Consider the following 26398-nt stretch of genomic DNA (forward strand, 5'->3'; position numbering starts at 1 on the left):
GGGCCAAAACGGGGGAAAGATCAACCGAAAACGGGTCAGACGCAATCAGTCTCGCCCCCACAGGACCCTCGCGCGAAGATCTTCAGGAAAGGACTTCGGCTTGTACTTCTCCTGGGTTCTGTTCTTCCGCGTCTTCATCTGCATCCTCTGGCTCCTTTATAGACGCCAGGGTCACAATCAGTTCGCGCCAGTCAATCGGCTTGGTCAGGCAATAGGTCATCCCCGCCCCAAGATATTCATCCCTTTGTTCGCTCAGGGCGTTGGCGGTCAGGCCGATAATCGGTATTGTCGCACAGGGGGCATCCAGCGCCCGGATCGCCTTGGTTGCTGTGACCCCGTCCATCACCGGCATCTGGACATCCATCAGGATAACATCATAGTCATCTTCCTGTACCGCCTCCACAGCCAGCGCCCCGTTGCCCACTACATGCAGATCCATCCCCAGTTTTTTCTGTAGCATATTAATCAGAAGGAACTGATTTGGTCTGGCATCTTCAGCAGCGAGGATTTTCAACTGGGGCAGGACAACATCTTTTAGATCCCGTTTGGGGCTTTGTTTGGCTTCATGACTGATCGGCAGCTCCAGGCGAAGCCAGAAACTGCTGCCCTTGCCTTCTTCACTATCACAGCCGACGGTCCCGCCCATAGCCTCGGCCAGGCGTTTACAGATCGACAGTCCCAGCCCGGTACCGCCGTATTTACGGGTGCGACCACCATCAATCTGTTCAAAGGGTTGAAACAGCGCCGTGACCTTTTCTTTCGGAATACCGATGCCCTGATCGGTCACCTTGATGGTGAAAACAGCGTCGGTCTCTTCGGGGGAGGTCGGAATGACAGTTGCATCAACAGAGATTGTCCCCTTGGGGGTAAACTTGATCGCATTACTGAGGAAATTGCCAATGATCTGGCGGATGCGGTTGTCGTCGCCCGAGAGGACCGGAGGAGAATCCTCGGGCAGCGAATAGCGTATCGTAAGCCCCTTTTCCTGCGCGATGCTGTTATGTAGTGACATAATCTGCTGCAGGGTCGAGAGCACATTGAAGGGCCGGGCTTCTATTTCCAGCTTACCAGCTTCGATCCGTGACATGTCGAGAATGTCCGACAAGACGGTCAGAAGTTGCTCACTGCTGGACCGGGCCGTCTTGACCAGTTGCAGGTCAAGAGACGTCAGCTTGCTGTTGTCGAGAAGTTCCAGCATGCCCATGATGGCATTCAGCGGCGTACGGATTTCGTGGCTCATCACCGCAAGGAAATCCGATTTTGCCGCATTGGCCTGCTCGGCCTGATCAAGCGCTGTCTTGATTTTGGCTTCGGATTCAACCGTTTCGGTAATGTCAAAATTGACCCCGATCATCCGGCTCCCCCTCCCCTGGCTATCCGCGAACACCTTTGCACGGCCATTGATCCAGCGTGTGGTGCCATCTGGTTGCACCACGCGAAAACGGGAATAAAAAGGCTCATTGGTTTCCACGGCCCGCGTGATATCACTGGATGCCTGTTCCAGATCATCCGGATGCAGACGATCGGCCCAGTCGGCATAAACGCCCTGAAAATCCTGTTCCGTGATGCCGTAAAGCGTAAACATGCCATCGTCCCAGGTCAGTTTCTGCGTTACGATGTCATATTCCCAAACACCGATTTCAGTTGATTGCCTGGCCAGGTCAAAGCGCTGTTTTACAGCAGCATACTGACCTTTAATGGTCATCTGGTCGGTGACATCTATCAGCACCCCAAAGATCACCTGCCCGGTTTTCCCTGCCTTGACCTCACCACGGACGAATACTGTTTTTTCTTCACCCTTATCCGAAACAATCCGTTTCTGAAACTCGAAAGCTGCCCCGGTTTGTTGCGCCCGCGTGAACAGCCCGGCGACCTCGTCGTGATCATCCGGATGGTAATAGGCCATGGCCTGTTCCAGTCGGGGCATGCCTTTCGCAAGGTCACGATCATGGACGGCAAAAACACCATCAGACCATTCCAGTAAGGAAGAAGAAACGTCAAAAGCCCAATAGCCCACCTTGCCTAGGATTTCTGCTTCGCGCATCTGCCGGGCAACAAGATCGGTTTTCTGGTATAGGGCATCGATCGTGTCCTTGCTTTTCATGATACGAACCAACATAAAAGTCAGGCCCATCAGAACAATCAACAGGACAACCAGTAATCCAAAAAGCAGATAGCTGTCTGTAACCTTGTCGTCCACAGCCGCCTGCAAGTCCTTCACTTGAGCGGTCAGGCGTTCAAGAATGGCACCAATGGCCAACTCTATTCCCACGGCTGATTCTGCGTAGGAAATGCGGGATCGGCTGTCCACTTCAGACGGGGTCATGCCCTGCCGAACCAGTACGACAGACTGTGACAGCATTTTCCGATAGAAAATCAGCGTATCCCTAACGGTGCCAAGAGCAGCAGTCTCTTCAGAAGTCTCGCTATAGCTTTCCAACTCACCCAACAGGGAAAGGGCCTGTTCGATATTGATCTGTGCCTGGGTATTGTATTTCTCATCCCCCCGGAGGATATAATTTTTGTAATTGTGAATAAAACCGTTAAAACCCAAGGCCCGGTCAAACGCCTCAACCAGTCGAAAGACGGAAACCTGTTTTTCTATGGTTCCGGTGAGAATGTCCTTCTCCTGGCGCACATCCAGCAAGATACCCAGGCCCCAGCCTCCGACAACCAGTATGATCAGGAGCAGACCTCCGGAAAGCACCTTGGAAATACGCGACACAGATATTCCTCTGTACAGACAGGGTGGGATACGGCCTCAATAACACCATACCCGATGTTAAAAATGGCTTAACACCTCAACAATTATATGAAATACAATTCGTACACACTACCTTTGTGTACCAATTTTTTCTACATTTGTCGCAAACAGCGAAACAGGATGCCATTGCCAACCCCAGGGGCCAGACGGTATGACCTTGATCAGGTAAGCGCTTTCCACGGGAAACGACGCCAGATAAAACAACACTGGATAAAACAACACCGGAAAAGCAGCCGGTATAGACCCTTCGATGAGACGTCACGCTAAAAACAGGACAACGATATTGCAGCAGCTCTCTCCCTTTCCGATCACCATCAGCAACAACGCCGCTGCATTCAGTGTGACACCCCTGGGCGGGTGTTTGGCCAGTTATCAATTCGTACGCAAGGAAGGCGGTCTGCTTGACCTGCTCCGCCCCATGCCGCCCCACCCTCTCCCACCACAGCATCCAGAGCTGTCAGATCGCCCTGGAACACCCCCCCGGGACCTGCGCCCGCAAGGTCCGGCTTCCTTTGCCCTGATCCCCTATTCCAACCGTCTGCGCGATGGTCAGCTGCACTTTGCCGGGCTGCGCTGGCAACTGCCGCTGAATTTCGGGGATCACCCGCACAGCATCCACGGCATCGGCTGGCAGCGGATCTGGCAAACCAGCCAGCAGGACGGGGAGCATCTTGCGCTGGAGCTGTCCCACGATCCCGCCGATTACCCCGATCCAACCCAAAGCGGCTGGCCCTTTGCCTTTCACGCGACCCAGACTTTCCGCCTGATCGGGGCCGAACTGCGCCACGAGATCACCCTGACCAACCGCTCTGACCGCCCCATGCCCGCTGGTCTGGGCATGCATCCCTATTTCCCGACACACGCGCCAAAAGATCCCGAACAAGAAGATCTGGAACAAGAAGGCCCGCAGCTTCAGGCCAATGTCGAGGCGGTCTGGCTGACCGATGCCACCTGCCTGCCGACAGAACGGATTGCCTGCCCAGATCATCTGCGGCTGCGCGAGGGCAAGGCCCTTGCCGGACTGCGCTGTGACAACCTCTTTGAACCCTGGGATGGTCAGGCCCGGATCACCTGGCCCGCGCTGGATCTGCAACTGGACCTCAGCGCCAGCCCGGATCTCGACCGCTTGGTGGTCTATGCACCGGAAGGCAAGGGTTACTTCTGCGTCGAACCGGTCTCGCACATCACCGACGCCTTCAACCTCAGCGCCCCCGCCCCGGACAAAGCCGCCATGCCAACAGCAGACAGCGGCATGAGAGTGCTGGAGCCGGGCGAAAGCTGGTCTGTCTGGATGAGCTTCAGCCCAAAAGAGCCGGGGTGAGGCCGGGATGCCGGAACAGGAAACCTTCAGGTCGGCGCCCACAGATCTCTAATGTTTGGCCATGGATAGTTGGTCATGGATAGTTGGTCATGGATACTTGGTCATGGATACTTGGTCATGGATACTTGGCTATGATTTTCGGCTATGATTTTCGGCTGCCTTGCTGTCTGGCGATCTGCTGCCAGAGCTTGTCAGCTTCAAGCCCAAGCAAGGCACAGAGCCGGGCAAACTCCTGCTGCTCGGCCGGGGTGACGGTGCGATCCGCATTGATGATCAGATAGGCGACCCGCATCAGGGTCCGGGAACGTTTATAGGTTCCTTCAAAAGCCCGAACCTTCTCATAAAGTGTATCTCTGGCCTCCGGCGTTCCCTGGCGCAGCTGGTATATATAATCATCCAGCAGCTCAATTGCCTCTTCAGTTTCAAAACTCTGCAGGGCATCGACATGGCCGATGGCATAGTCGATGGAATAACGTTCCTCGATCGAGACCTCGCCATCGGCACAGGCCACCAGCGCACAAACCGCCATAGAGGCGTGCAGAAAGCCCCGGTTTTGATAGCGTTGCACTTCGGTGACGAGTTTCTCGAGCAACAGGCTGGTCATGATATGTTCCTGATCGGGATGAAGGTCGATAACGAGGAAATTTTATTTCTGTCCATTACTATAGCCAATACTATAGCCAATACTATAGCCAATACTATAGATAGAAAAAAATACGACAATGCCGGAATGACAGATGAAATCTCTGGCCTAAACTTGACATAAGACTGTAGCGTTACAGGGAACATTTTTGGCTCTGGCCTGTTTGTTTCTCTGCTGCGTCACCTTCAGTTTATCGCTCCTGATTTCGGATACCATGATGATTTCACTGTCACCTCTGCGTCCCTTGCTTTCTGCCGCTGTCTTTCTGTTGTTCAACAGCACCCTGATCGTCCCGGTTCAGGCCCAGCAAGCCGCCACATCTATCGCCCAATCTACCCCGGCACCCATGCCTGTCCCCACGCCGGCTTTGTGGAAGATCAGCGATACCGACAGCGAGATCTGGATTTTCGGCACCATCCACCTCTTGCCGCCAGAGCTGGAATGGCGCAGCCCGCTGGTACAGCAAGCCTTCGCCGCCGCCGACAGCCTCTATATCGAGGCCCCGGTCGGCGATGCCACGCCCGAAAGCATGCAGCCGCTGATCCGGCGTTATGGCTTTAACCACAGCGGCAGCCCCTTTGCCGATGACCTCAGCCCCACTGCCCGAACCCGCTACGAAGAGGTGCTGCAATTTCTCAACCTGCCGCCCGAGACCATCGACAATTTTGCCCCCTTCCGCCCCTGGCTCGCCGGGATAACCCTGGTGACAATCCAGATGCAGCAGCGCGGCTATGACCCCGAAGCCGGGGTCGACCGGACCCTGTGGCAGGAAGCCAAAAACCGCGGTCTAAAGCTGGGATATTTTGAAACGCTGGAACAGCAGATGGCCTTTTTCGGCACCCTCCCGCCCGCCGAAGAACTGGCCATGTTCGAAGAGCTGCTCGACTGGATCCTCGAAGAACCCGCAATGGTCGACGACATGATCGATGCGTGGAAAACCGGCGATATCGCAACCTTGAGCCAGTTGCTCAACGACAGCTTTGGCGAGGACGAAAGAACCAAAGCCACCCTGCTTTATGACCGCAACCGCGACTGGGCCGACCAGATCAAAAAACTGCTCGCCGGATCAGGCAAAAGCTTCATCGCCGTCGGCGCCGGCCACCTCGGCGGCGAAAAATCCCTGCAGTGGTACCTGAACGAACTGGGCATTGACGCCGTGCGGCAGTGAGGGAAAACGGCGCTCCCCCCACCTCACTTCTCGGCAATATAGTCGCCGTCGAATTTTTTCAGGTCATCGACGATGTCATACCAGTCCGGTTTTGATGTTGTATGGATGTGCAGGGACGGCTTGATGCCGGGCTCGTCGTCCAGCGCCGAGGCCGCGATCACATAGATTTCACCGCTGGAAAGATCGCCCAAAGACGTGCCGCAGTCCGGGCAAAAGCAGCGGTCAAATTTGGCGTCTGGCCCGGCCCTGTATTTGGCGACACCCTCCAGCCCTTGCGTCACTTTGAGGTCATCGGCCTTGCCAATCAGAACCGCCGAGAACACCCCCGCCGCCTTGCGACAGCGCGAACAGTGGCAATAACTCAGAGAATAGGGCGCACCCGAGATCTCAAACTTCACTTTGCCGCACAGACAGCTTCCCCTGATCATACCTTGTTCTCCCCTTTTGATTTATCGAATGCTGATCCACAAATAAGAACGTATCATGAACAAATTATATCAGCAAGAGAAGGGTCTCTTTTGCAAGATGCCTTGCACGCAATACTTTCGAGCCCTTATAACACGGTCCTGATCCCGATAACTTGCGCCTGATAAGTCACCCATGCACAGCCAGTTTCAGCTCAGGCAGGCGGGCGGGCGGGCGAGGGCCTCCTCCCTCAGCAGCCCTTGAATTCCCTGGCACTGCAGGCTTCGGCCAGAGTTTTGGCCTCTGTCCGTTCTTCGGGTGTCATAGCGGCTTCCAGGCCCAGGCGATAGCCCCAGGCTTTCTGTTCTCCCTGCCGGAGAGCAAAAGACAGCCACATGTGCGCAAGGGGAAGGCTTTTTTTCACCCCCGTCCCCGTGCTGTAGAGAGAACCCAGATTGCTCATGGCCGGGGTATAGCCCTGTTCAGCGGCGCGTCTGGTCCAGTCAAAGCCCGCGACGTCATCTTTCTCGACCCCCAGTCCATAGAGATACATCAGGGCCAGATCCGACTGGGCTGCGGCATGATTTTGCTCTGCTGCCAGTTGGAACAATTTAACCGCGGCCACAGGGTCAGCTTCTTCTCCCTCTCCATCGCGGGTCATCACCCCCAGATTATACTGAGCCCGGGAGAGGTTCTGCTCGACGGCGGCCTGATACCACCGCCGCGCCACTGCCGGGTCCGGCGCAATGCCATAGCCAAAATGATAAACCATGCCGAGGTTGAACTGCCCGGTGGCATGCCCCTGTTCAGCGGCAAGTTGATACCACTTGCGGGCTGCCTCCAGATTAGAATCAAACGCCCCGCCCCCCCGGCCACCGCCCTGGTGATAGATCACGCCCAGCGAAACCTGGGCCTCGGGATCACCCTGTTCCGCCGCCAGTTTATACCAGCGGATTGCCTCGACATTGTCCGGGATGGTTCCCAGACCATTCTCATGCATGAACCCCAGATTGACCTGGGCTCCCGCATGGCCCTGTTCCCCGGCGCGCCTGAACCAGTCAAGCGCCACGACATAGTCCTGCGCCACGCCGTCGCCGTTAAAGTACATCTGGCCCATGCCCAGCTGGGCCAGTGCATCGCCCTTGTCTGTACTCTGGTTCGTTCCCTGATCCGGCCCCCGATCCGGCCCCTGTGGTGTGGCAAGCGGTTCCAGCTTTGCCCGCGCCGTGGCAAAGTCTTTCCGCTGCAGCGCCTCAAACCCCTGTTGTACTTCGGGCTGTACTCCCTGTTGTACTCCGGGCAGTACTCCGGGCAGCGGTTCGCCGCGAACCGGCAGCGCCACGAGCAGGAACAGAACAAGTGGGAACAGGCGGGAAGGCAGGGAACGAGACATTACAGACTTTCTGAAGCAACGGGCAGGATGAGCGGACAGAACCAAAGACGTACAGGCCAGTGGCAACGATACGTACAGAAACGGTCGCAGGTACAACCAAAGACCCCTGGAGAGATTCAACGGGAAAATATACTATTTTTCCGCGAAAACAATTGATACATTGCAAGCACCTGAAAAATTCTCTCAAACAGAATGATGCCTATTCCAACTTATGATAAAGGAAACCCCATGATCCCCGTCACCAGCAAGCTGAGGGTCGCACGCCCGACAGACAATCTGGAGCAGATCACCCGGATGTATGTCGAGGGTCTGGGCTTTAAACTGCTTGGCACGTTCAAGGGCCACAACGGTTTTGACGGCTCGATCATTGGACATGAGAAACACAGTTACCATCTGGAATTCACACACCACCGCGGGACGGTGGTTGGCAAGGCTCCAACCAAGGATAACCTGCTGGTGTTCTACTTTACCGACACGGCGATCTGGGATGCCTGTTGCCAGCAGATGCTTGAGGCAGGGTTTCTGCTGGTGCCGTCCTACAACGATTACTGGGATGTGGTCGGCAAAACCTTTGAAGACCTCGACGGCTACCGGGTTGTCCTGCAAAACCGGGAATGGGCGGCCTAGAGCCTAGCGCCAATCAGCACAGTACCTGAGGTCACTGTCGATACATTCACGGGCCAGTTTCTCTGCCTCGGCAATTTGAGCGGAAGTCATTTTCTGCTCAAGGATGTCCCGGTACTCGATTGCTTTTTGATGCCCGGTTGACCCGGCGATTTTCCACCACATAAGGGCATAGAGAATTTCCGGTGGGACGCCTTGTCCACTGGCATACATCCAGCCCAGTTTGTATTGGGCATCGGCATGGTCCTGTTCAGTAGCAAGGGTGAACCATTTCACGGCAGCTTCATTGTCCACTGCTACGCCACGACCTTCGTTGTAGATTACCCCCAGATTATACTGGGCAGAGGCATGCCCCTGTTCGGCGGCAAGCCTGTACCAGTGCATAGCGATCTTGTAATCCTGAGGAACACCCTCTCCTTCTTCATATATCTTCCCCAAATTGAACTGGGCAGAGGCATGCCCCTGTTCGGCGGCAAGGCTGTACCATTTCACTGCAGCTTCATTGTCCACCGGTACGCCTTGACCTTTGCTGTACATAAAACCCAGACTGTACTGAGCAGCAGCATGGCCCTGCTCGGCAAGCGGGGTCCATAGGCGGAAAGCCGTGGCGAAATCGTCATTTTGATAGGAAGCAAGTCCCTTGTCAAAATCATCCGCCCAAACAGGGAATGAAACAAGCGACAGCAGAACCAGCGGGATAATCAGGAATTTTTTCATGACCAAACTCTATTTTGTCTTAACAATTATAATCAAGATATGGATGGGGAGAATACCCGCAGTGAGAGGCCTTTCCCTCAACACCCTTTGAAGTCCTTGGCCATACATTCACGCGCCAGTTCCTGCGCCTCGGCAATCTGAGCTGCGGTCATTTTCTTCTCGATAATGCCGCGGTTCTTGAGTGCATTCTCATCCCCGGCTGATCCGGCGATGCTCCACCATAGATAGGCATTTACATTGTCCTCTGGAACACCTTCGCCAAGCGCATACATCAAACCCAGATTGTACTGGGCATCAACATAGCCCTGTTCAGCAGCAAGCCTGTACCATTTTACTGCGACCTGGTTATCCTCGGGAACACCTTCGCCACTGTCGTACAGAACCCCCAGATTGGACTGGGCAGCGGCATCCCCCTGTTCAGCGGCAAGGCTGTACCATTTCACAGCGGCCTCGTCGTCTTCCGGCACACCAAATCCATTGTCGTAAATCACAGCCAAATTGAACTGGGCATCGACATCCCCCTGCTCCCCGGCAAGGCTATACCACTTCACTGCGGTCTGGGCGTCCTCGGCAACGCCTTTTCCATTCTCGTACAGAACCCCCAGATTATACTGGGCAACAACGTTTCCCTGCTCCGCAGCAAGGCTGTACCATTTCACCGCGGCCGCGGCGTCCTCTGCAACACCTTCGCCATTCTCGTACATCCGCCCCAGATTGAGCTGGGCAGAGGCATGGCCCTGCTCGGCGGCAAGCCTGTACCACTTTTCTGCAACACGTCCATCCACGGGGACACCATATCCTTTGGCATACATCACACCCAGATTGTACTGCGCCACCGAATGTCCCTGTTCCGCAGCAAGAACGAACCATTTCTTTGCAAGCTGATCGTCCTCTGGGACACCTTCGCCATTGCTGTACATCAGGCTCAGATTGTACTGGGCTCCCGCATGGCCCTGTTCGGCAAGCGGCATCCACAGGCGTAAAGCCGTTGCATAATCATCATTTTGATAGGCAGCAAGGCCATCACCAAAATCATCCGCCCAAGCGGGGGATGAAACAAGCGACAGCAGAACCAGCGGGATAATCAGGAATTTTTTCATGCCCGAACTCTATTTTGGCTTTGTAATCAAAGTAAAGGGGCCAATAGAAAAAATACCCGTTTTGAGAGCGGGCCATTTCTGCCTGACCAGGATAAATAGCGATAGATCGAGGAGAGGTCTACGGTTAGGGGACTTTCCCTCAACAGGTCGTGAAGCCCCAGCCGAAACATTCGCCGGCAAGTCTCTTTGCTTCTGCAATCTGCTCCGAAGTCATTCTCTTCTCAAGAGTATCTCTGGCTATTGATGCGCTCTTACTTTCCCCATCCGTTGCGGCGATATTCCACCACATATGGGCATAGAGGTAGTCCTGTGGAACACCCTCTCCTCTGACGTACATAAAACCCAGATTGGTTTGGGCTCCACTATGCCCTTGTTCAGCAGCACGTCTGTACCATTTAACCGCGATCTTATCGTCCAGGGGAACGCCCTCGCCCTCGTCATACATCACCCCCAGATAGAACTGGGCAGCGGCATGCTCCTGTTCCGCGGCAAGCCTGTACCATTTCACGGCAGATTCATTGTCCAATGGAACACCACGACCTTCTCTGTACATAACACCCAGATTGAGCTGGGCAGCGGCAAGTCCCTGTTCGGCAGAAAGGCTATACCACTTCGCCGCAGACTTCTGGTCAGCGGGAACGCCCTTTCCTTCCTCGTATAGAGCCCCCAGATAGAACTGGGCCGCGGCATGCCCTTGGTCGGCGGCAAGCCTGTACCATGTCGCTGCAGCCGCGTCGTCCTCGGGAACGCCGTCTCCTTCAGCGTACATCCAGCCCAGAAGGGACTGGGCTTGGGCATCCCCCTGTTCGGCAAGCGGGGTCCATTCACGCAAGGCCGTGGCGAAGTCGCCACGTTCATAAGCCGCAAGGCCCTTGTCAATATCATCCCCCCAAACGGGGGATGAAAACAGCGACAGCAGAAGCAGCGGGAGTATCAGGATTTTTTTCATGTCCGGACTCTATTTTGGCTTTGCGATTGAAGGAAAGAGGGCGCTCAGAAAACACCCGCAGTGATGATGAATAATTTATATCTGAACTGGATGAGCAAAGATACATTTGCCGAAGTTGGAGGCTAGAGGAGACCCGCCCCTCAACAGCCCTTGAGGTCACCGGCAATACATTCCCGCGCAAGTTCCTGTGCCTCGGCAATTTGAGCCGACGTCATTTTTTTCTCAAGGATGTCCCGGTTATTGCCCGCCTCCTGGTCTCCGGCTGATCCTGCAATGTTCCACCACATATGGGCATAGCGGCTGTCCTGTGGAACACCCTCTCCCTCGTTGTACATCACAGCCAGATTGTACTGGGCATCCGCATATCCCTGTTCGGCGGCAATCCTGTACCATGTCACGGCGGTCTGGTCGTCCTCTGCAACGCCCTCTCCCTCGTCGTACATCACAGCCAGATTGTATTGGGCAGCGGCAAGCCCCTGTTCAGCGGCAAGTCTGTACCATTTCACGGCTGCCTGATTGTCCTCGGGAACGCCCTCTGCCTCGTCGTATATCACAGCCAGATTGTACTGGGCATCCGCATCCCCCTGTTCGGCCGCAAGCCTGTACCATTTCACGGCGACCTGAGCATCCGCTGCAACGCCATATCCATTTTCGTACAGCACAGCCAGATTGTATTGGGCCAGAGAATCGCCCTGTTCGGCAAGCGGTGTCCATACGCGCAAGGCAGTGGCGAAATCGCCATTTTTATACGCGGCAAGGCCCGTGCTGAAATCATTCGCCCTGGCCGGGGATGAAACAAGCGACAGCAGAAGCAGCGGGAGTATCAGGGATTTTTTCATGTTCAAACTCTATTCCGGCCTTATAATTAAAGCAAAGTGACAGATAAAAAATACCCGCATTGAGGGCGGGAGATAAGAGGCGAAAGATCGCCGCAGCGACTTACAAAATAATGCTTTTCGAGCGCACAGCTTCTGAAAACTGCGATCTCAGGCAGACCAGATTTGAGCGATAGAAATTTGGCCCGAGCCAGGCGGCAAATTGCCGTCCGGTTTCATAGGCCTGCTCCGCGCTTTTCTGACCGGGATTGGGGCCTTTGCATTTTTGCGGATATCGAAACGGCAACCCGCGGCGGTAATCCTCATATCCCTGCTGAAAGGCCGGGGAACGGTAGAGCTTATCGACAGAGGTGACGATAAATCCTTTGGAATTCCCCCGGGTTTCTAACTGCTGCATCATCGTTTTCGTCTCCCCCCGTCTATTCAGAAAAAAGGGGGGCAATGCCCCCTAGCCCAGTTTCATATGGCGGTTGACGTCTTTGTAGAGCAGATAGCGGAAGGGGCCCGGGCCCCCGGCATAGCAGGCTTGCGGGCAGAAGGCACGCAGCCACATATAGTCTCCGGCTTCGACCTCGACCCAGTCCTGGTTGAGGCGGTAGACTGCCTTGCCTTCCAGCACATAGAGCCCGTGTTCCATCACATGGGTTTCGGCAAAGGGGATCACGCCGCCGGGCTGGAAGGTGACGATGTTGACATGCATGTCATGGCGCAGGTCTTCGGGCGCGACAAAGCGGGTGGTCGCCCACTTGCCATCCGTGCCGGGCATGGCGGTCGGGGCAATGTCCTTTTCATTGGTAACAAAGGCGGTGGGGTGATCCAGCCCCTCGACCGCTTCATAGGTCTTGCGGACCCAATGGAATTTCACCAGCGCGGCGGTGTTGTTGACCAGCGACCAGTTACAGCCCGCGGGCAGATAGGCATAACCGCCCTCGGCCAGTTCATGGCTTTTGCCCTCGATCGTCAGGGACAGGCCGCCCTCGACGACAAAGATCACCCCCTGTGCCTGGGCATTGGGCTCGGGCCTTGTGCTGCCGCCGCCGGGCTGGACTTCCATGATGTACTGGCAAAAGGTCTCGGCAAAGCCGGACAGTGGCCGCGAGAGCACCCAGAGCCGGGTCTTGTCCCAATGGGGCAGAAAACTGGTGACGATATCGCTCATGGTCCCCTTGGGGATCACGGCATAGGCCTCGGTAAACATGGCGCGGTCAGTCAGGATCTGGGTCTGTGGTGGCAAGCCACCCTGGGGCGAATAGTAAGAGCTTTGCGACATGTTTCGGGCCTCGAAAACGAAGGTGACAAGAGATACGCTGACACAGGAAAGCGCTGTTTCAGGCGAACTAACAGAATTACCCGCGCAGCCCAAAACGATCAATCAAAATCCGCTGCCCCTTGCCAGAACCCAGGCACAACCCCTGTGCAGGTCTGGCAAAAGCGGGGGAGGCCGGGGGCCTAGCCGCCCATAGCTCTGCCATAAGGGAAGATGTCTGACGCAGACTTAATCAAGGCTGTTATATTTGTCCCAGACGTTTGTTAAGAACTGCCGTTCACCCGGCGTATGAAAGCTATCATCAACCCAATAATCAAAATACATTATCTTTGCGGTATCAGAGCTGCACTTATAGCTGGACTTCAAAAAATCATCCGTTCCACACAGTAAATAAAACCTGTTTACCTGATCCTTAAAATACAAAAAATCAAAATCAAATGAAGTCAGGAAGATATATTTGTAACTATTTTCAAAATTATAATTTAATAATCCATCCCTTTCTGGAGATACTCTTTCCAATTCCGGGGTTCCGCCATACTCAAAGCTCAACCCGACCAATTGTTGAGCAGCATACTTTTCACTTGCTTCTGCTAACCACTCGGCCTCCATAGGATTTAAAACTTCTGCGACAACAATGGCTTTCCAGTTCCTTTTATTCAACATCGCCACAGAGGGCTGAGAAGCATCATCAATCCAGCCACGTCTAAACTCTTCAACATCCAGAGAAAAATCAGAAATACCATCGTTCCCATCAGATGAATTTTTCATATCCGAGGCCTTATGTTGCTTCACTTCAGAATTACACGCTTTAGTAAGGATAACTTTTATACGGGGCGCTGTGAAATTGTTTTAGAAAAGGGCAGTTCTCCCCTTCCAACTTTGCGGATGGACCGCAAAGATCAGCGAAGTCCTTAAAACCCGAACTTCGTCAAAAAAGAGGCTCTTCAGGGAAGATCTTGGCGAGATCACCATAGACCTCGGCGTTCCCGGCAACCCGGAAAAGAATTTCAAGAAAGGTTGGGGATTGAGCCATATCGCCGAAAAGCGCACCGCAGTCGATGGCATTGACGGCCTGAGATTTGTAAAGGAACGCCTGCCCGTGATACTTGCGGAAGGAAAACTTGCGAGTTTCTGGGGGCCTGAATCAGCAAGAAGGGCTATAATCGAAACCAAGAACGAGAGGATATTTTTGGGATTAAAGCGAAATGGAGAAAACGAGGTGTGGGTCATGACCGGGTATGAAAAGTACTAGTCGATGACTGAGCCGGCTCCCTTCCTGCACTCAGCCTACGCACCCATGATTCAAAGGGGGATCTCCCGGTATTGCTTCAATGTGGGAGCGACTAGCTTTCAGATTATAGATGAATAGGTCGGCGGAATTCAAGGTAAGATGGACATTTCATCTGGCTTTTCACACAGCTCACCATCGACCGGGAAGCAGAGAAAAGTACTAGTCGGTGATTGAGCCGGTTTAATGTCCCTGCACCCAACCTACGCACATCAACCTCTCCTTTTTTGCGTCAATGTGGGAGCGACTAGCTTTCAGATTATAGATGAATAGGTCGGCGGAATTCAAGGTAAGATGGAAAAATCCCCTTGCTTTTTGCACAACTCACCATCAACCGGGAGGCAGAGAAAAGTACCCGCCGATGACTGAGCCGGCTCCCTTCCTGCATTCAACCTACGCACCCATGGGTCAAAGGGGGATCTCCCGGTAATGCGTCAATGTGGGCGCGACGGGCATTGCCGCTATAGGCCGCTATAGATAGAAAGATCAACTCGGCACAAGCCCGCACACCACCAGCACACACACCACCAGCACCACACCATGGGCCTGTATCACGCGGCATTCCGGGCTTTTTGACCTTTGCCAGACCAGCCTCTATGATCGGCGCAAATTCCCCGCCCGCTCAGTGCGGATAAAGACAAAGAGGTTTTCCCAAGACAATGTACGGAGAAATAGACCAGCTGGTTTTTCTTTCAACTCTGGCAAACTCCCTGAGTTCTTCAGTCTCTCCTTTACAGACCGCGCCACAGCTTGCCCCGCCAGCGGACAAGGCGACAGAAACAGCGCCGCTGGGCGACAGGCACGCCAGCCTGATCAACTGTACCGCGCTTGATTTTATCGATATCAAAAGCGACCTCTTTGGCCAGCAGCAGGAAGTGCCGCGCTGTTACGGTCTTGGCGAATGGATCGAGGATCTGCAACACAGCCGGGTCCAGGCCGCATGGCTGGACTATGCGTCAGAACCAATTGAAAACGCGCCGCTTTCCGCCTTTGTCCCCGGCGGCAGGAACTGGACCCTGCTGGTTTCCGGTCATGTATCAAGCGTGAGCAACGGCGGCCCCCAGACCGAACGCTGGGCCGCCAAGTGGGAGGTGGACAACCCCGAGGTCAGGGGGCAGCATTTCTGGAAAGTCACCTATGGCTGCATCGAACAACTGCCCGAGGCCCTGCCGGTTCCCGAGCCGGACCTTGCCGCCATCACCAGCGAACTGCGCGACAACCTGCGCCAGGGCCGCGCCCTGGCCAGCCGTCTGGCGGATGACAGCTGGCTGCACTGTTTTGACCAGGCGCTTGAGCCCCTCGCGCCCAACGGGGCGATCACCTTTCCCGAACATATCGATTTCCCGATGATCGAGGCCTACCCCGAAGCGGCACAGCGCCTGTTTTCCGCCGCCTATCACGGCTGGGTCTTTGGCGGTCTGGGCGCCTGGAACAACCAGCGTTTTACCACCCCGCGCGACCAGATGGACTATAACCGCCAGCTCCCCCGGCTCTACAACAGCCTCTGCCAAGCCATCGCCGCCGCCAGCTGTACCTTTGGGATGCAATAGCGGCGGGATGGTGCAGAAGAGAGGGATGGCACGGAAGGGAGAGGCTCCCTTCCGGTAGTTTGAGGTACTTCTGTTTTCCCCCCGCCGCCTGCGGCCTCACCCCTCGTCCCTCTCCCGTTCGGCCTGTTCTGCTCTGTCGCGCCGGGTCTGGCGGTCTTGCTGGCGCCAGTTGTCGAGGGCGTCGAGGCTCTGGCTCAGCGGTTCGGTCAGGACGCGGGGCAGTTGCTGGTCGCGGCAGAGAAAGCGCAGGCTCTGGGTGGTGCTGGCGGGCAGGCCGCGCAGATAGCGGTGGTACAGCGCGCGCAGTTCGGCTTCGGCATCGCTCATTTCCACCTCCCCGCCACTGTTATAACCGCCGAGGCCATAGGGTTGATAGCGGCCCACTCCTTCGCTGTGATAGAGCTGATCATAGAGTTGCATCAGCCAGAGGCCATTGTCGCGGCGGGTTTCGGCGATGCCTTCGCGGCCGAGTTTGCGGCCAAAGACCCCGCGGTCATAGAGCCGCTCGACCAATGTCGGGGCCTCGACCCGCAGCAGGGCATCACTGTCGCGCTGGCTGTTGCGCCGGATCACGTCGGATTTGGTCAGGCGCTCGGCGGTGACAATCTCCAGATAAGACCCGGCGGGTCTGGTTTCTGCTGTGTTCTGGGCGGAGGTATCCTGTGTGTTTTTCATCTCTTGTGGTTTTTTCATCTGGTGCGCTCCGATGGTTGCTCTGCTGTACGTCTGGATTGTGGAAACTGTACGTTTCCAAAAGATCAGGTTTCTGGGTCAGGTTTCTGGGTCAGGCTTCGGCTTTGCCCCCGGTTTGTCAGGAGGCCTTCTCAGAGGATCAAGCCCCTGTTCGGTCAGCATCCCCAGGGATCTGATCTCCCCTCTGGCGGGAGGGTCTGTCACGGCTGTCTTTGGTAGCGATGCTGTAAGTGCAACGGTCGGGTATCCGGGCTTTTCCAACGCCCGTAAAATCCGGCGGCGGGTGGTTTCCAGCGGGGTCAGACGGCGTTCGATCTCGCCCCAGTCCGGCCACCACTTGCCGCGCCCGACCTCGCCCAGCACCTGCAACACACAGTCGGCGGGAAAACGCGCCAGCTCGTCGGCATAGACTTCCAGCTGCAATTCCAGCGTCTGCGCATCCATGTTGCGGCTGCCGGTCTTGACCTTGAGCCGCAGCAGTTCACGCATGGTCTGGCTGCGGCTGAGCGGGGCCAGCGACAGGCGCAGGGTGCGGATTGCCTCGGCCCGTTGCGCCGGGGGCATGTCAGTTGGCAGGGTCACACTCTCCAGCCGGTCCAGCGTGCCGCCCTCTTTCGGAAAGATCGTCCTGTGCCGCAGCCCGATCGAGCAGCCGAGCAGCGACGTCAGCGAGCTCAAAACCGCCCGGTCGTTGTCGGCCACCCGCCCCCCGGCCCGGATCGCCTGCGCCAGCCGTTCCCCTGCCCTGACCAAGGGTACTCCGGCCGGGCTCCCCCCGGTGGGGGTGGAGCGAAGCCGGGCGACTTCCGCCTCTGCTGTCTGCACCAGCTCTCCAGCCTGTTCCCCCGCCCGGCTCAAGCGCACGCAGGACCCAGTTTTGCCAGGTGCGGTGCCAGTCAAGCTTGCAGGCACGTCTTCCAGCAAGGCTGGTCCAGTAATTGCGAAATCTGAGTGCTTCGGTGGCAAAAAACTCATGATCCATTCCCCTTTCCCGGGCAAAAATTCGGTCGGCATCGGTGGCCTCCCAGTCCTGATCCAGACGACGGCCACGCCGCCCAGCCTTGCTGGCTGTACTGCTGGCTGTTTCTGGGCGAGCTGGTGTCTTAGGGCGCATAGGCGGCAGACTGCTGGCCCGCAGAAGTTCGGTCATCTCCGCCACCTCCGGCCAGATCTGCCCCGAGCTCCGCTCGTGAACGCAAAGGGAGCTCTCTTCGCCACCTACCTCCTCGCGTTTCTGACCTGACCAACGAAAAGCCGCCGCCCCCTCCAGTTCAGACAGATCCTCATCGTCGGTTTTTATACCTCCGGCAGGAGGTGTTTTATCTTTCTGGACTCTGGCTTCTGGCTTCTGGGTTTTAAGCCCGGCCTGAACAGGGATCTTATCCTGCGCTTTATCCTCTTGGTTATCTGGCTCCTTAACCGGGAGATAAGTATCTTCATGATCACAAGAGCTTATCCCCGGCTCCGGGACCGGAGCTTTCGCCGGAGCTTTCAGCGCCGGATTGCCGCCTTTGCGCCCGTTGCTTTTCGCCAGCCCGGCTTTTTTGAGATCGCGCAGCATGCGCCGGGAATAGATCCGCCCCCGGCGATTGCGGCTGAACNCCCCCGCCTGTTCCAGCTCGGCCAGACTCTCGCTGACCTCTTCCGGCAGGCTCCCGGCCAGTGCCGCCAAGGCCCGCTCGTTCACCGCCTGACCGTTGATTTCCAGATAGCCACCCGCCTCGTGCATGATCGCCAGCATTTCGATCCACAGTCCCCGTGCCGCCAGCGAACAGAGCTTGAGCCCCGTATCAGCGCGCCAGTCCGTCGGAAAAAACTTGAACCAGGGCAGCTTGCCCGCCGCCAGATTGTTGCCAGATCCCCTGCTCATGCGGCTTTCCCCCCTTCCCGATCCCGATTGACAAGGGTTGGATGCGGGAAGATAGTGGGAGGCAGAGCGGTCTTTTTCCCCGACAGGAGTGCGCTGTGATGGTTCAGAATAAAGAACAGGGCAACAGGGACCAAGCTAACCGGGATCAGGCTCACCGGGATCCAGCCAGCCGGGATCAAAACAACCGGGACCACAGCCCGCAGAAACAAGTTTCCGCCAGTACAGCAACAAACACCGCCCCTCCAACCGCCAATAGCAGTGGCCCGGCCGTGGGTCATAGTCTGCGCGATATTCTGCCCAGTGACGTGATGCGTCTGCTGGTCTTTACCGTGGGCATCGGGGTCAGCCTCAACGTACTGCCCTTTATCCACGACGGTCCGGTTTTTGCCGCCATCACCCTGTTGTTGCTGAGTTTTCTTTCCGCTGTCTGGGTGGTGATCCGCCGTCAGACCCGCAATGAAAGCGCCTATAAAAGCAAACCCGGTGGCCCAAGTCTGTCGCGCAAGATCCGGGTCTTTTCGGTCTTCTGCCTGATCTCGGCTTTTGCCCTGCTGTTTTTCCATGCCTACCGTCTCTTTTCCAGCCAGATCCTGAACGCCCCGCTGTCCTGATCTGTCGATCAGATCGATAGGCGCAAGAAAGCGGGGGTTATAAAGCTACAGGGCTGCGCCCTGGATCATCTCTGCCCCTGTCCGAGCTTCAAATTCGGGCCTCAAATTCGGGGCCTCAAATCGGGACTCAAATCGGGGCTCTCATATCAACCCGGTCATCAGGTCGGACAGGCCCGCACCATCGCTGTCGCCGATGGGGGTGAAGGGGCTGTCGTGTTCGCCCCAGTCCGGGCCTTCCTTACAGGGGGAACAGACGCGCTCGCCTGCCCAGTGGCTTTCAAATTCCTTGCGACAGTTCAGGCACTTGCGGATTTTCACGCTGCTGCTGACCTGCGGTTTTGAATGCTGGCTGGTCTGGCGGGCATAGCGTTTGACCGCCAGCACCCGCGACGGGTCCATGCGCAGGGTCACAATGCGTTCGCGGTGCGGCCCCAGACAGAGGATCACCCCCTTGGCCACCAGCTCCTGGATATGTTTGGGAAAGGAGCGGGTCGCATCCATCCCGCTCAGGCTTTTCAGGCGGTTATAATCCAGCGCCCGCTGGTCCGGCGGCAGGTGACTCTGTGCTGCCAGGGCCGTTACCAGTGCTGAAAAAACCGCAAAGGGCGCCGGGGTTAGCTCAAGCCTGTCAGGCGCGGAAAATGCGTCTTTTTTTGCAGTTAACTCATTATCAGTTAATTGCAAAAAAACAGCATTATCCTGTTGCCCTTTTGCAGGGGAGGCCAGATCCGCAGCGGCAGCAGCCTTGGCTGGACTTTTCGGGGCTGGACTTTTTGGGGCTGGACTTTTCGGGGCCAGACGTTCCGGGGTAAGATTATCCGGGCGTTTATGCCCCGTCCAGATCGGGGAAAGGCCAACGGCAGGATCGGCGGTAAAGTCTTCACGGGGATTATATTTCATCGATGGCTTTCCTTCTGCTCAGGAGACATTTTCTCTGGGGTCGATTTCTTTGGGGTCAATTTCTTTGGGGTACAATTTCGCTGGGTTCAATTTCTGTGGAAGTCTGGCGCAGGACTTCTCGCTGGACTTCTCTCTGTGGCGCTCTCTGTGGCGCTCTCTGTGGCGCTCTCTGGATGATTCGCGGGAAGGTTCCCTGGGCTTCTCTCGGGGCTTCTCTCGGGGTGGCAAGGCTTCAGGCAGATGGATCAGGGTTTTACTGCGGGCCAGCTGTTGACGGTAAAAATCCTGCCAGTCGTTGCGCCGGGCCAGACGGGCTTTGCCCGGCTCTTCAGCCCCCGGCAAAACCCCCGCCAGTTTTCCCTTTTGTGCCATTTTCTGGTCGGTTTCTTTCTGGTCCACTTCTATTTGGCTCACTTGTTTCCTGTCGTCTTGTTTCCACAGGGGCCGCTTCATGATCGACAGGCCTTGACAAAAGCTTGCCAAAACAGAAAAGAACCGATAAAAATGTTCATTGTTTGTTCCTTTTGCGGATCTAAAAAAATGCCTGTAAAACAAGCGATATGGCCCTTTCCTTCGTCCCGCCTCACCCCGTTACCAAACCGCATAACTGGAAAAGCGGTTTGCAGCTCTGGGGGTTGGTGGGTTACACGATTATTTTCTTGACTCTACAGATCATAGGTATCCACAATGGAAACCGAAGTCAAGATAAAAGTATCCATTTTGTAAACTTATTTGTTTCCATTATGGATACATACATTCCTCTAGCCCGCACACAGGTATGACCTGATGGACAACCGTATTAAAGAACTCAGACAAGCCAAGGGCCTGACCCTGCAACAGGTCGCCGACAAGGCCGGAACCACCAAGGCCCAGGTCATGAAACTGGAAAAGGGCGACCGCCGCCTGACGGATATCTGGATGGTCCGCCTCGCCATTGCCCTGGCCTGCGACCCCAAGGAACTGATGGATACCCGCCGCGCCCCCTCTGCCCTGTCCGAAAGCGAAGATGATCAAGACGGGGACCAGAACGCGGCCAGCCCGCGCAAAGGCGGCGGATCAGGCGACAGGTCCAAAACCAGCGCGAAAGCTGCTTCTGTCAACAAAGGAAGACAAAGCGACAACGTCGCCGAAATCGATGTGCGCGGCGGCATGGGCGGCGGTGGTGAAGCCGGGGTCGCCTACCACCCCGACGGCAAGGGCGACGTCTCCATTGCCGACGACATCCGCGGCAACTGGTCCCTGCCCAGCGAATACCTGCGCACCGAACTGCACGTCCAGCCCACCGCCGCCCGCATCATCGAGGTCCAGGGCGATTCCATGACCCCGACCCTGGTTTCCGGCGACCGCGTGATGATCGACATCAACGACCAGCGCCCGACCCCGCCGGGCATCTTTGCCCTCTGGGACGGTTTCGGCGTGGTGGTCAAACGCATCGAACACATCCCCAACAGCGACCCGCCGCTGCTGCGCATCAGTTCCGACAACGCCAACCACGCCGAATACCAGCGCACCTTCGACGAGGTCAACATCATCGGCCGCGTCATCTGGTTTGGCAGAAGAATGTAGGCGGCAGGATGTAGGGCAGAATGTAGGCGAAAGAAACAAGGTAAAAAAAGAACCGGAAGGGACGCGCCCCTTCCGGACCTTCCCGTTTTATCGGCTTTCGGAAACGGTTCCATACGCAAATCCGCTTTACAACCGCCCCGCCAGCGCCGCAAAGTAACCACGATTTATAGCTGTAATTCTATTTCTTCTATTTAATCTTATTTTCAAGAGTTCTCGATCCGCTATGCCCTCGACACCCGTTAAACCGACACTATGCCTGCGCCTTGGTCTTGGCTGCTTTAGTGCTTTGCTTGGTATTATCGCTCAGTTACTGAGCAAAAATCCGGGATTTCTCCAACAATGGATAAACTACGGGCTTTCCCCTTCTTTACCCCTCGTGATTTATGTGCTGCTAACCACCATTGGCGGGGTGTATCTGCTGCGTCTCATCCGCTTGCGATATTTCACCTTGCCGTCCTTTGTCTACCAGACACCTTTTCGCAAGACGGGCCATATCCTCAGTTGGGGAGCCTGTCTGTTCGGGCTGCTCTTAGCTATCTCCCTCAGTATTTTCATATATGGGGAACCCTCTTCCTATCATTATTCTCTACAACGTTCTTTTTTCAATCGTATTCCGCTTATCGGTCTTGGTGCTGGATTTTTTATTCTGCCTGCATTTGTACAACCGGGCGGGTATAAATACAGCCTGCTCGGCCGCTTTTGGAGCCTGCTCTTCCAGCCCTATCAACAGCCAGAAACAGTCGAGGTATTTGATAAAGCCAGATACAGACCACTGGTTGCCATTGAGGGTGCAGTATTTGCTGCATCTTTCGCAGCAATATTTCTATCGAGTTACCTTGCGCTTTACGCCCTTTATCAACAGCAAAAAAATGCTGCTGCTCTTCCTTCTTCCCCCAACTTGGTAGATATCATTTTTTGGCAGAATCATTATCATTCTCTCGGAAAATTTCTGATTTTTGTTCTGTTGCTGATGCTTTTTTCCTGGGCAAGTCATGCCATGCTTTATGTTCGCCAGAAAAAAACTGACATTGAAACAGCCCCTTCTTTTATCGCCTCGACGTTGCGTCATCGCTGTCTGCTTTCTCGTAAGAATATCCCGGTCTGGATGAAACTACTTGCCAGCATCAGCACCGGGATCATCGCTTATGGCTTTGCTGATGATCGCGTGATTGAGGAAAAGAATATTGTTTTTCTGATACCCACGTTCATCGTGGGCATGATGGCCAGCTATATTGTTCAACCCCTGTTTTTTTCCCGCAAGATATGGCACCCTTTATATGCTTTTATGGGTGGAGCCCTGACTGCCATTTTTGCTTCCAGCCTTATTCTTTCAGCTGATATGCTGAGAGGCGCGACCTTTGGAGGGTATTTTTTCCTAAATACATTGGTTTTGATCACCTTTTCGATCATCGCTTCTCTGCCCTCTGGACTTGCTGGGGGATTTGCCGGACTTTTGCTCGATCGGGGGCATTACATTCTCCGGCGCAAGAAAATCCGCGTTAAAATCACCTCGCCACTCCCTACCTCGAAGAGGATCAAGTTCGCCCTATGGGAAAAGCTGCTTGCCAGTTCCTTCACTGGCGGGTTTGCAGTAATCACCATACGCGAGTTCCCGTTCCAGCAGATGGAGTTCCCTTTCCTGATCGGAGGATTTGTCGCGGGTTATTTTGTCCTGCCGCGGTTTTTCTCGCGGGAACATTGGCAATTTTTCCGTGCCTTTTTCGGGGGAACCTTGATGGCCATTGTGTCTGGCACTATTGCCTGGGTTCTTATGGCAACCCTTTCTGATGGTGAGGCCCCTTGGAGTTTTCTCGTTAGCATGTATACGAGTTACTTTGCTCTGGATTTCTTTCTGCCTTTAACCCTGATCGGTGGTATTGCCGCGCTCATGCTCGATGGCTTTCTCTACTATATCCGGCACAGGAAAATCCGCTTTACAAAAGCCCCACCAGCGCCGCAAAGTAACCACGATTTATAGCTGTAATTCTATTTCCTCACGCACTTGCCCCATCCTCATCTGCGCGACGACAACTGCATCGCTCCATCAGCGCTACAAAGGCATCTGACCCGGCATGGCCCCTGTAATCATAAAACCCACTCTGCTCCTGCGCTTTGTTCTTGGTCTTGCCGGGGTTATGCTCAGCCTGCTGGCCGCGCTGATCGATCTTAACCGGATCCATCTTATCACCTGGACGCGTAGCCCTGCCGCCGGGCTGGATTTTACCCTGCTGATCTATCTGCTGGCACTGGCAGCGCTGGCGGGCGGCTTTTTTCTGCTGCGCTGGCTCCGGCGGCAGTATTTTACCCTGCCCGCTGAAGACGAAGAAGACAGCCTGCAAAGCCCTGTGTATCCGGGCCTGACCATCGGCTGGCTGGTGAGCCTCTGTTGCCTGCTCTTCGCCGTGTTCTTTGCCCTCTCCTTGCTGGCTCTGGACAGTCTGGGCGAATTTATCATTCTCTTTCCCGATTTCACCCATGTTCCCCTGATCGGGCTGGTTGCCGGATTTTGTTTCCTGCCCGCCTTTGTCCAGCCCGGGGCCTTGCGCCACAGCCTTGCCGCGCGGGTCTGCCGCCTGCTGACCTATCGGTCAGAAGCAAGCAGGCAAGAGGGTGCCCCCGCTGATGCCCCCCCTGATGTTACCCCCGATATTATTGGGCGCTATCGCCCGCTGGTCGCCATCGCCGGGGCCGGGTTTTCCCTGCTGGCTGCCCTGCTCTGCCTGACGTTTTATTTCGAGTTCGCCCGTGAAATCCGTGCCGACGCACCCGTCGAGTTTGTCCCGGCAAAAGGCGCACTCCTCAAGCTTGATCTTCTGCGCGATCTCGGCTGGAATTGTGCCGCACTTTTGCTCTTCGGTCTCTGCGCCTGGGCGGTTCATACCCTGCTTTTTGTCCAGCAGAAAAAACAGGATATTTTTCACAAGGCAGAACGCGCAGACGGCAACATCCCCTCGCCCCCGCTCCGCTCCAGCCCGGCGCTGCAGCTTAAAGACATTACCCTGTGGGAAAAACTGCTCGCCAGTGCCTATACCGGGGCAATTGCCCTGATCACGATCCTGCTAATCGGCTTCGGCGATGCCTGGATCACAGTGCTGCTCAGCGGATTGGTTGCCGGGTATTTTGTCCTGCCGCTGTTTTTCTCTCGCGACGGTTGGCAGTTTGTGCGGATGTTTTTTGGCGGGGCTTTGGCCACGGTGCTCACCGCCGGGCTTGGGGCTTTTACCTATGTCACCCTCTACGACAGCTTTCTCGGCAGTAACCTGAATGAAGCCCTCGGCACCACTGTCTTCGCCCTCGCCTTTTCCCTGCCCTTCTCCCTGATCGGTGGTCTGGCCGCTGTTCTGCTCGACTGGTTGCTCTATCGCCGCCGGGCCAGAAACCCGGTCTTCGACACCACCGCCTTTGAATAGAAAATCTCGTTAGAAACCCCGGTCTGAGAACAGAAGACTGACCCGCCACCTAAACCCCGACACCCAACACCCGCAGCGGCAACAAGAGAGCCAGAGATGACCGACCATTCACCGCCCACCACTGCCACCTTCTCACGCATCCCGCCAACCCGGCGCGAGCGAGTAATCTGTGGCCTGGTCATGTCCGGGATTGCCTTTCCGGCACTGGTCTTTTTGAGCCTTCTGTTTTTTTATCTCGGCGACAGCACATTCCTATCCGGGCTTTATGTCTTCCACTTTATCATCATCCCGATCCTCCTTGCCGTAGTGTTTCCCATCGCCCACTGGATTTTGCCCGTTTTTTTCTTTCGCCAGAACTGGCGAATCATTGTGTCTTTTATCGGTGGTGGCTTCATTACCGTTGCCGCCGCATTTGCAGCCGCCTTCCTCAATGGTCTCATCCTCATTGCCTTCCTTGAAATAGCTGGAGCAGAGGCGATCAACTGGGTCGGAAAATGGGAGGCAGACGGCCTCGCCTTTTGGCATGTGGCGATCACCTTCTGGATATCTGTTTTCTTCTCCCCCGTCATTGCTGTCGTTGCCATTTTCCTCAACCGCTATCTGATCCGAAAGCGGGAAGAAAACCCGATCCCCGACAGCTCGGTGTTCGAATAGGGCGAGTAAAACAAGATCTGCTATAGAAAAGATACCAGAATAAGCCCAAATAATCCTTGGAAAGCTCTGCCATGACCTCGCAGCCCCACCCCCCGTCAACAGTCTTTAAAAAGCCCGCGCCCCTGCCGCCGATAGGTAATTGGGGCGCTGCACCGTCAAGGCTTTCCGGCGGCGAGAAGCTGATCTGTGCGCTGTTCAGCGGCCTGATTGCCGGGGCCTGTGGTCTGCCCTTTGCCTTTTTTCTCGAGCCTCTGCCGATGTTCTGCTCGGCGCTGCTGGTCGGGGGGCTGGTCCTGCCGCCCTGCTTCTCGCTTCAGGTCTGGCGTCCGGGTCGGGCCTTTTGCGGCGGCATCCTCACCACCCTGCTCAGCGCCGGGGTCTTTATCCTGCTGCTGTCGATCACCGTGATCCACTCCAGCCGGGATTTTACCGATGCCCACACCACGGTTTTTGGCATCATCATGATCTTCGCCGCCGGGCTGAGCCTGCCCTTTGGCCTTGCCGCGATCCTGCTCGACTGGCTGTTGCTGCGCAGACGGCAGGGGGAATGAGGGCAGCTCCTTCAAACACTTTGCCCTGATTCCTGCTGCCCGCCCGGTCCCTTGCGCCCTCCTCCCTTTGCCCCCCCCGAATCAATTGATTTGAGATCACTTGATTCGGGAGCAATTC

27 protein-coding genes are annotated in these 26398 nt (G+C 55.7%); 11 read left to right on the forward strand and 16 right to left on the reverse strand.

Annotation, left to right across the window (positions count from 1 at the left end):
- Window positions 1-82: 82 nt before the first annotated feature.
- Complete coding sequence (locus tag B152_RS25045) at window positions 83-2725, reverse strand: hybrid sensor histidine kinase/response regulator (protein WP_020591422.1); 2643 nt, start codon at window positions 2723-2725, stop codon at window positions 83-85.
- Between the two features lie 289 nt (window positions 2726-3014).
- Between B152_RS25045 and B152_RS25050 the strand changes: the two genes are divergently transcribed.
- On the forward strand, window positions 3015-4085 hold the full coding sequence (locus B152_RS25050; protein ID WP_083921818.1) for an aldose 1-epimerase: 1071 nt from the start codon (window positions 3015-3017) through the stop codon (window positions 4083-4085).
- 142 nt (window positions 4086-4227) lie between these two features.
- Here B152_RS25050 and B152_RS25055 read toward each other — a convergent pair whose 3' ends face one another.
- Window positions 4228-4689, reverse strand: coding sequence for a tellurite resistance TerB family protein (locus B152_RS25055; RefSeq protein ID WP_020591424.1), 462 nt, complete (start codon window positions 4687-4689; stop codon window positions 4228-4230).
- Window positions 4690-4942: 253 nt separating this feature from the next.
- On the opposite strand from B152_RS25055, the gene B152_RS0105665 reads away from it, so the two are divergent.
- Entirely contained in the window at window positions 4943-5896 is a 954-nt protein-coding gene (locus B152_RS0105665; RefSeq protein ID WP_169337407.1) for a TraB/GumN family protein, read from the forward strand.
- A 23-nt stretch (window positions 5897-5919) separates the two neighbouring features.
- Here B152_RS0105665 and B152_RS0105670 read toward each other — a convergent pair whose 3' ends face one another.
- Complete coding sequence (locus tag B152_RS0105670) at window positions 5920-6324, reverse strand: GFA family protein (protein ID WP_020591427.1); 405 nt, start codon at window positions 6322-6324, stop codon at window positions 5920-5922.
- Between the two features lie 227 nt (window positions 6325-6551).
- A complete protein-coding gene (locus B152_RS0105675; RefSeq protein ID WP_020591428.1) occupies window positions 6552-7694 on the reverse strand; it encodes an SEL1-like repeat protein in 1143 nt (380 codons plus the stop codon).
- A 228-nt stretch (window positions 7695-7922) separates the two neighbouring features.
- On the opposite strand from B152_RS0105675, the gene B152_RS0105680 reads away from it, so the two are divergent.
- Window positions 7923-8321, forward strand: a complete 399-nt coding sequence (locus B152_RS0105680; RefSeq protein ID WP_020591429.1) for a VOC family protein — start codon at window positions 7923-7925, stop codon at window positions 8319-8321.
- Window positions 8322-8324: 3 nt separating this feature from the next.
- Here B152_RS0105680 and B152_RS0105685 read toward each other — a convergent pair whose 3' ends face one another.
- From B152_RS0105685 to B152_RS0105725, 7 genes are all read right to left on the reverse strand, one after another.
- Window positions 8325-9035 (reverse strand): tetratricopeptide repeat protein, encoded by a 711-nt coding sequence (locus tag B152_RS0105685; protein WP_020591430.1) that lies wholly within the window; start codon window positions 9033-9035, stop codon window positions 8325-8327.
- 77 nt (window positions 9036-9112) lie between these two features.
- The gene (locus B152_RS0105695; protein WP_020591432.1) at window positions 9113-10135 is read right to left on the reverse strand and encodes an SEL1-like repeat protein; all 1023 of its coding nucleotides are present in this window, start codon (window positions 10133-10135) and stop codon (window positions 9113-9115) included.
- Between the two features lie 139 nt (window positions 10136-10274).
- A complete protein-coding gene (locus B152_RS0105700; RefSeq protein WP_020591433.1) occupies window positions 10275-11084 on the reverse strand; it encodes a tetratricopeptide repeat protein in 810 nt (269 codons plus the stop codon).
- 140 nt (window positions 11085-11224) lie between these two features.
- Window positions 11225-11923 (reverse strand): tetratricopeptide repeat protein, encoded by a 699-nt coding sequence (locus tag B152_RS0105705; RefSeq protein ID WP_020591434.1) that lies wholly within the window; start codon window positions 11921-11923, stop codon window positions 11225-11227.
- A gap of 100 nt (window positions 11924-12023) precedes the next feature.
- Window positions 12024-12320, reverse strand: coding sequence for a hypothetical protein (locus B152_RS0105710; RefSeq protein WP_020591435.1), 297 nt, complete (start codon window positions 12318-12320; stop codon window positions 12024-12026).
- A 48-nt stretch (window positions 12321-12368) separates the two neighbouring features.
- Entirely contained in the window at window positions 12369-13190 is an 822-nt protein-coding gene (locus B152_RS0105715) for a bifunctional allantoicase/(S)-ureidoglycine aminohydrolase (protein WP_020591436.1), read from the reverse strand.
- Between the two features lie 225 nt (window positions 13191-13415).
- On the reverse strand, window positions 13416-13955 hold the full coding sequence (locus tag B152_RS0105725) for a hypothetical protein (protein ID WP_020591438.1): 540 nt from the start codon (window positions 13953-13955) through the stop codon (window positions 13416-13418).
- Between the two features lie 202 nt (window positions 13956-14157).
- On the opposite strand from B152_RS0105725, the gene B152_RS26105 reads away from it, so the two are divergent.
- Window positions 14158-14439 (forward strand): putative barnase/colicin E5 family endoribonuclease, encoded by a 282-nt coding sequence (locus B152_RS26105; protein ID WP_245549955.1) that lies wholly within the window; start codon window positions 14158-14160, stop codon window positions 14437-14439.
- A 424-nt stretch (window positions 14440-14863) separates the two neighbouring features.
- Here B152_RS26105 and B152_RS25970 read toward each other — a convergent pair whose 3' ends face one another.
- The gene (locus B152_RS25970) at window positions 14864-15037 is read right to left on the reverse strand and encodes a hypothetical protein (protein ID WP_157230893.1); all 174 of its coding nucleotides are present in this window, start codon (window positions 15035-15037) and stop codon (window positions 14864-14866) included.
- Between the two features lie 97 nt (window positions 15038-15134).
- Here B152_RS25970 and B152_RS0105740 point away from each other — a divergent pair, with 97 nt between their 5' ends.
- Window positions 15135-16025 (forward strand): hypothetical protein, encoded by an 891-nt coding sequence (locus B152_RS0105740; RefSeq protein WP_020591441.1) that lies wholly within the window; start codon window positions 15135-15137, stop codon window positions 16023-16025.
- A 96-nt stretch (window positions 16026-16121) separates the two neighbouring features.
- Here B152_RS0105740 and B152_RS0105745 read toward each other — a convergent pair whose 3' ends face one another.
- Together B152_RS0105745 and B152_RS0105750 are read right to left on the reverse strand one after the other, a co-directional pair.
- On the reverse strand, window positions 16122-16718 hold the full coding sequence (locus B152_RS0105745; RefSeq protein ID WP_020591442.1) for a hypothetical protein: 597 nt from the start codon (window positions 16716-16718) through the stop codon (window positions 16122-16124).
- A 78-nt stretch (window positions 16719-16796) separates the two neighbouring features.
- The gene (locus B152_RS0105750; RefSeq protein WP_157230895.1) at window positions 16797-17300 is read right to left on the reverse strand and encodes a hypothetical protein; all 504 of its coding nucleotides are present in this window, start codon (window positions 17298-17300) and stop codon (window positions 16797-16799) included.
- A gap of 1386 nt (window positions 17301-18686) precedes the next feature.
- Here B152_RS0105750 and B152_RS0105760 point away from each other — a divergent pair.
- Entirely contained in the window at window positions 18687-19199 is a 513-nt protein-coding gene (locus B152_RS0105760) for a hypothetical protein (RefSeq protein WP_020591445.1), read from the forward strand.
- 141 nt (window positions 19200-19340) lie between these two features.
- Here B152_RS0105760 and B152_RS0105765 read toward each other — a convergent pair whose 3' ends face one another.
- Window positions 19341-20099, reverse strand: coding sequence for a hypothetical protein (locus tag B152_RS0105765; RefSeq protein WP_020591446.1), 759 nt, complete (start codon window positions 20097-20099; stop codon window positions 19341-19343).
- 18 nt (window positions 20100-20117) lie between these two features.
- Window positions 20118-20513 carry a hypothetical protein gene (locus B152_RS0105770; protein WP_157230897.1) on the reverse strand — a complete coding sequence of 132 codons (396 nt, stop codon included), beginning with the start codon at window positions 20511-20513 and terminating at the stop codon, window positions 20118-20120.
- A gap of 372 nt (window positions 20514-20885) precedes the next feature.
- Here B152_RS0105770 and B152_RS25065 point away from each other — a divergent pair, with 372 nt between their 5' ends.
- The 5 genes from B152_RS25065 (at window position 20886) to B152_RS0105800 (ending at window position 26280) form a co-directional block, all read left to right on the forward strand.
- Window positions 20886-21665: an XRE family transcriptional regulator gene (locus tag B152_RS25065; protein WP_020591449.1), complete on the forward strand. Its 780-nt coding sequence runs from the start codon at window positions 20886-20888 to the stop codon at window positions 21663-21665.
- A gap of 223 nt (window positions 21666-21888) precedes the next feature.
- Window positions 21889-23643, forward strand: a complete 1755-nt coding sequence (locus B152_RS0105785) for a hypothetical protein (RefSeq protein ID WP_020591450.1) — start codon at window positions 21889-21891, stop codon at window positions 23641-23643.
- Window positions 23644-23737: 94 nt separating this feature from the next.
- Window positions 23738-25075, forward strand: coding sequence for a hypothetical protein (locus B152_RS0105790; protein ID WP_020591451.1), 1338 nt, complete (start codon window positions 23738-23740; stop codon window positions 25073-25075).
- Window positions 25076-25171: 96 nt separating this feature from the next.
- A complete protein-coding gene (locus tag B152_RS0105795; protein WP_020591452.1) occupies window positions 25172-25729 on the forward strand; it encodes a hypothetical protein in 558 nt (185 codons plus the stop codon).
- A 71-nt stretch (window positions 25730-25800) separates the two neighbouring features.
- On the forward strand, window positions 25801-26280 hold the full coding sequence (locus B152_RS0105800) for a hypothetical protein (protein WP_020591453.1): 480 nt from the start codon (window positions 25801-25803) through the stop codon (window positions 26278-26280).
- Window positions 26281-26398: the final 118 nt, after the last annotated feature.

The sequence above is a fragment of the Kiloniella laminariae DSM 19542 genome (assembly GCF_000374005.1).
GTDB classification, from domain to species: domain Bacteria; phylum Pseudomonadota; class Alphaproteobacteria; order Kiloniellales; family Kiloniellaceae; genus Kiloniella; species Kiloniella laminariae.

What these genes read in the sequence shown, in the direction of transcription:
- B152_RS25050 (WP_083921818.1), top strand. Translation starts at nt 3,015, where the DNA reads ATGAGACGTCACGCTAAAAACAGGACAACGATATTGCAGCAGCTCTCT.
- B152_RS25055 (WP_020591424.1), bottom strand. Translation starts at nt 4,689, where the DNA reads ATGACCAGCCTGTTGCTCGAGAAACTCGTCACCGAAGTGCAACGCTAT.
- B152_RS0105665 (WP_169337407.1), top strand. Translation starts at nt 4,943, where the DNA reads ATGATGATTTCACTGTCACCTCTGCGTCCCTTGCTTTCTGCCGCTGTC.
- B152_RS0105670 (WP_020591427.1), bottom strand. Translation starts at nt 6,324, where the DNA reads ATGATCAGGGGAAGCTGTCTGTGCGGCAAAGTGAAGTTTGAGATCTCG.
- B152_RS0105675 (WP_020591428.1), bottom strand. Translation starts at nt 7,694, where the DNA reads ATGTCTCGTTCCCTGCCTTCCCGCCTGTTCCCACTTGTTCTGTTCCTG.
- B152_RS0105680 (WP_020591429.1), top strand. Translation starts at nt 7,923, where the DNA reads ATGATCCCCGTCACCAGCAAGCTGAGGGTCGCACGCCCGACAGACAAT.
- B152_RS0105685 (WP_020591430.1), bottom strand. Translation starts at nt 9,035, where the DNA reads ATGAAAAAATTCCTGATTATCCCGCTGGTTCTGCTGTCGCTTGTTTCA.
- B152_RS0105695 (WP_020591432.1), bottom strand. Translation starts at nt 10,135, where the DNA reads ATGAAAAAATTCCTGATTATCCCGCTGGTTCTGCTGTCGCTTGTTTCA.
- B152_RS0105700 (WP_020591433.1), bottom strand. Translation starts at nt 11,084, where the DNA reads ATGAAAAAAATCCTGATACTCCCGCTGCTTCTGCTGTCGCTGTTTTCA.
- B152_RS0105705 (WP_020591434.1), bottom strand. Translation starts at nt 11,923, where the DNA reads ATGAAAAAATCCCTGATACTCCCGCTGCTTCTGCTGTCGCTTGTTTCA.
- B152_RS0105710 (WP_020591435.1), bottom strand. Translation starts at nt 12,320, where the DNA reads ATGATGCAGCAGTTAGAAACCCGGGGGAATTCCAAAGGATTTATCGTC.
- B152_RS0105715 (WP_020591436.1), bottom strand. Translation starts at nt 13,190, where the DNA reads ATGTCGCAAAGCTCTTACTATTCGCCCCAGGGTGGCTTGCCACCACAG.
- B152_RS0105725 (WP_020591438.1), bottom strand. Translation starts at nt 13,955, where the DNA reads ATGAAAAATTCATCTGATGGGAACGATGGTATTTCTGATTTTTCTCTG.
- B152_RS25970 (WP_157230893.1), bottom strand. Translation starts at nt 15,037, where the DNA reads ATGCCGCGTGATACAGGCCCATGGTGTGGTGCTGGTGGTGTGTGTGCT.
- B152_RS0105740 (WP_020591441.1), top strand. Translation starts at nt 15,135, where the DNA reads ATGTACGGAGAAATAGACCAGCTGGTTTTTCTTTCAACTCTGGCAAAC.
- B152_RS0105745 (WP_020591442.1), bottom strand. Translation starts at nt 16,718, where the DNA reads ATGAAAAAACCACAAGAGATGAAAAACACACAGGATACCTCCGCCCAG.
- B152_RS0105760 (WP_020591445.1), top strand. Translation starts at nt 18,687, where the DNA reads ATGGTTCAGAATAAAGAACAGGGCAACAGGGACCAAGCTAACCGGGAT.
- B152_RS0105765 (WP_020591446.1), bottom strand. Translation starts at nt 20,099, where the DNA reads ATGAAATATAATCCCCGTGAAGACTTTACCGCCGATCCTGCCGTTGGC.
- B152_RS25065 (WP_020591449.1), top strand. Translation starts at nt 20,886, where the DNA reads ATGGACAACCGTATTAAAGAACTCAGACAAGCCAAGGGCCTGACCCTG.
- B152_RS0105785 (WP_020591450.1), top strand. Translation starts at nt 21,889, where the DNA reads ATGCCCTCGACACCCGTTAAACCGACACTATGCCTGCGCCTTGGTCTT.
- B152_RS0105790 (WP_020591451.1), top strand. Translation starts at nt 23,738, where the DNA reads ATGGCCCCTGTAATCATAAAACCCACTCTGCTCCTGCGCTTTGTTCTT.
- B152_RS0105795 (WP_020591452.1), top strand. Translation starts at nt 25,172, where the DNA reads ATGACCGACCATTCACCGCCCACCACTGCCACCTTCTCACGCATCCCG.
- B152_RS0105800 (WP_020591453.1), top strand. Translation starts at nt 25,801, where the DNA reads ATGACCTCGCAGCCCCACCCCCCGTCAACAGTCTTTAAAAAGCCCGCG.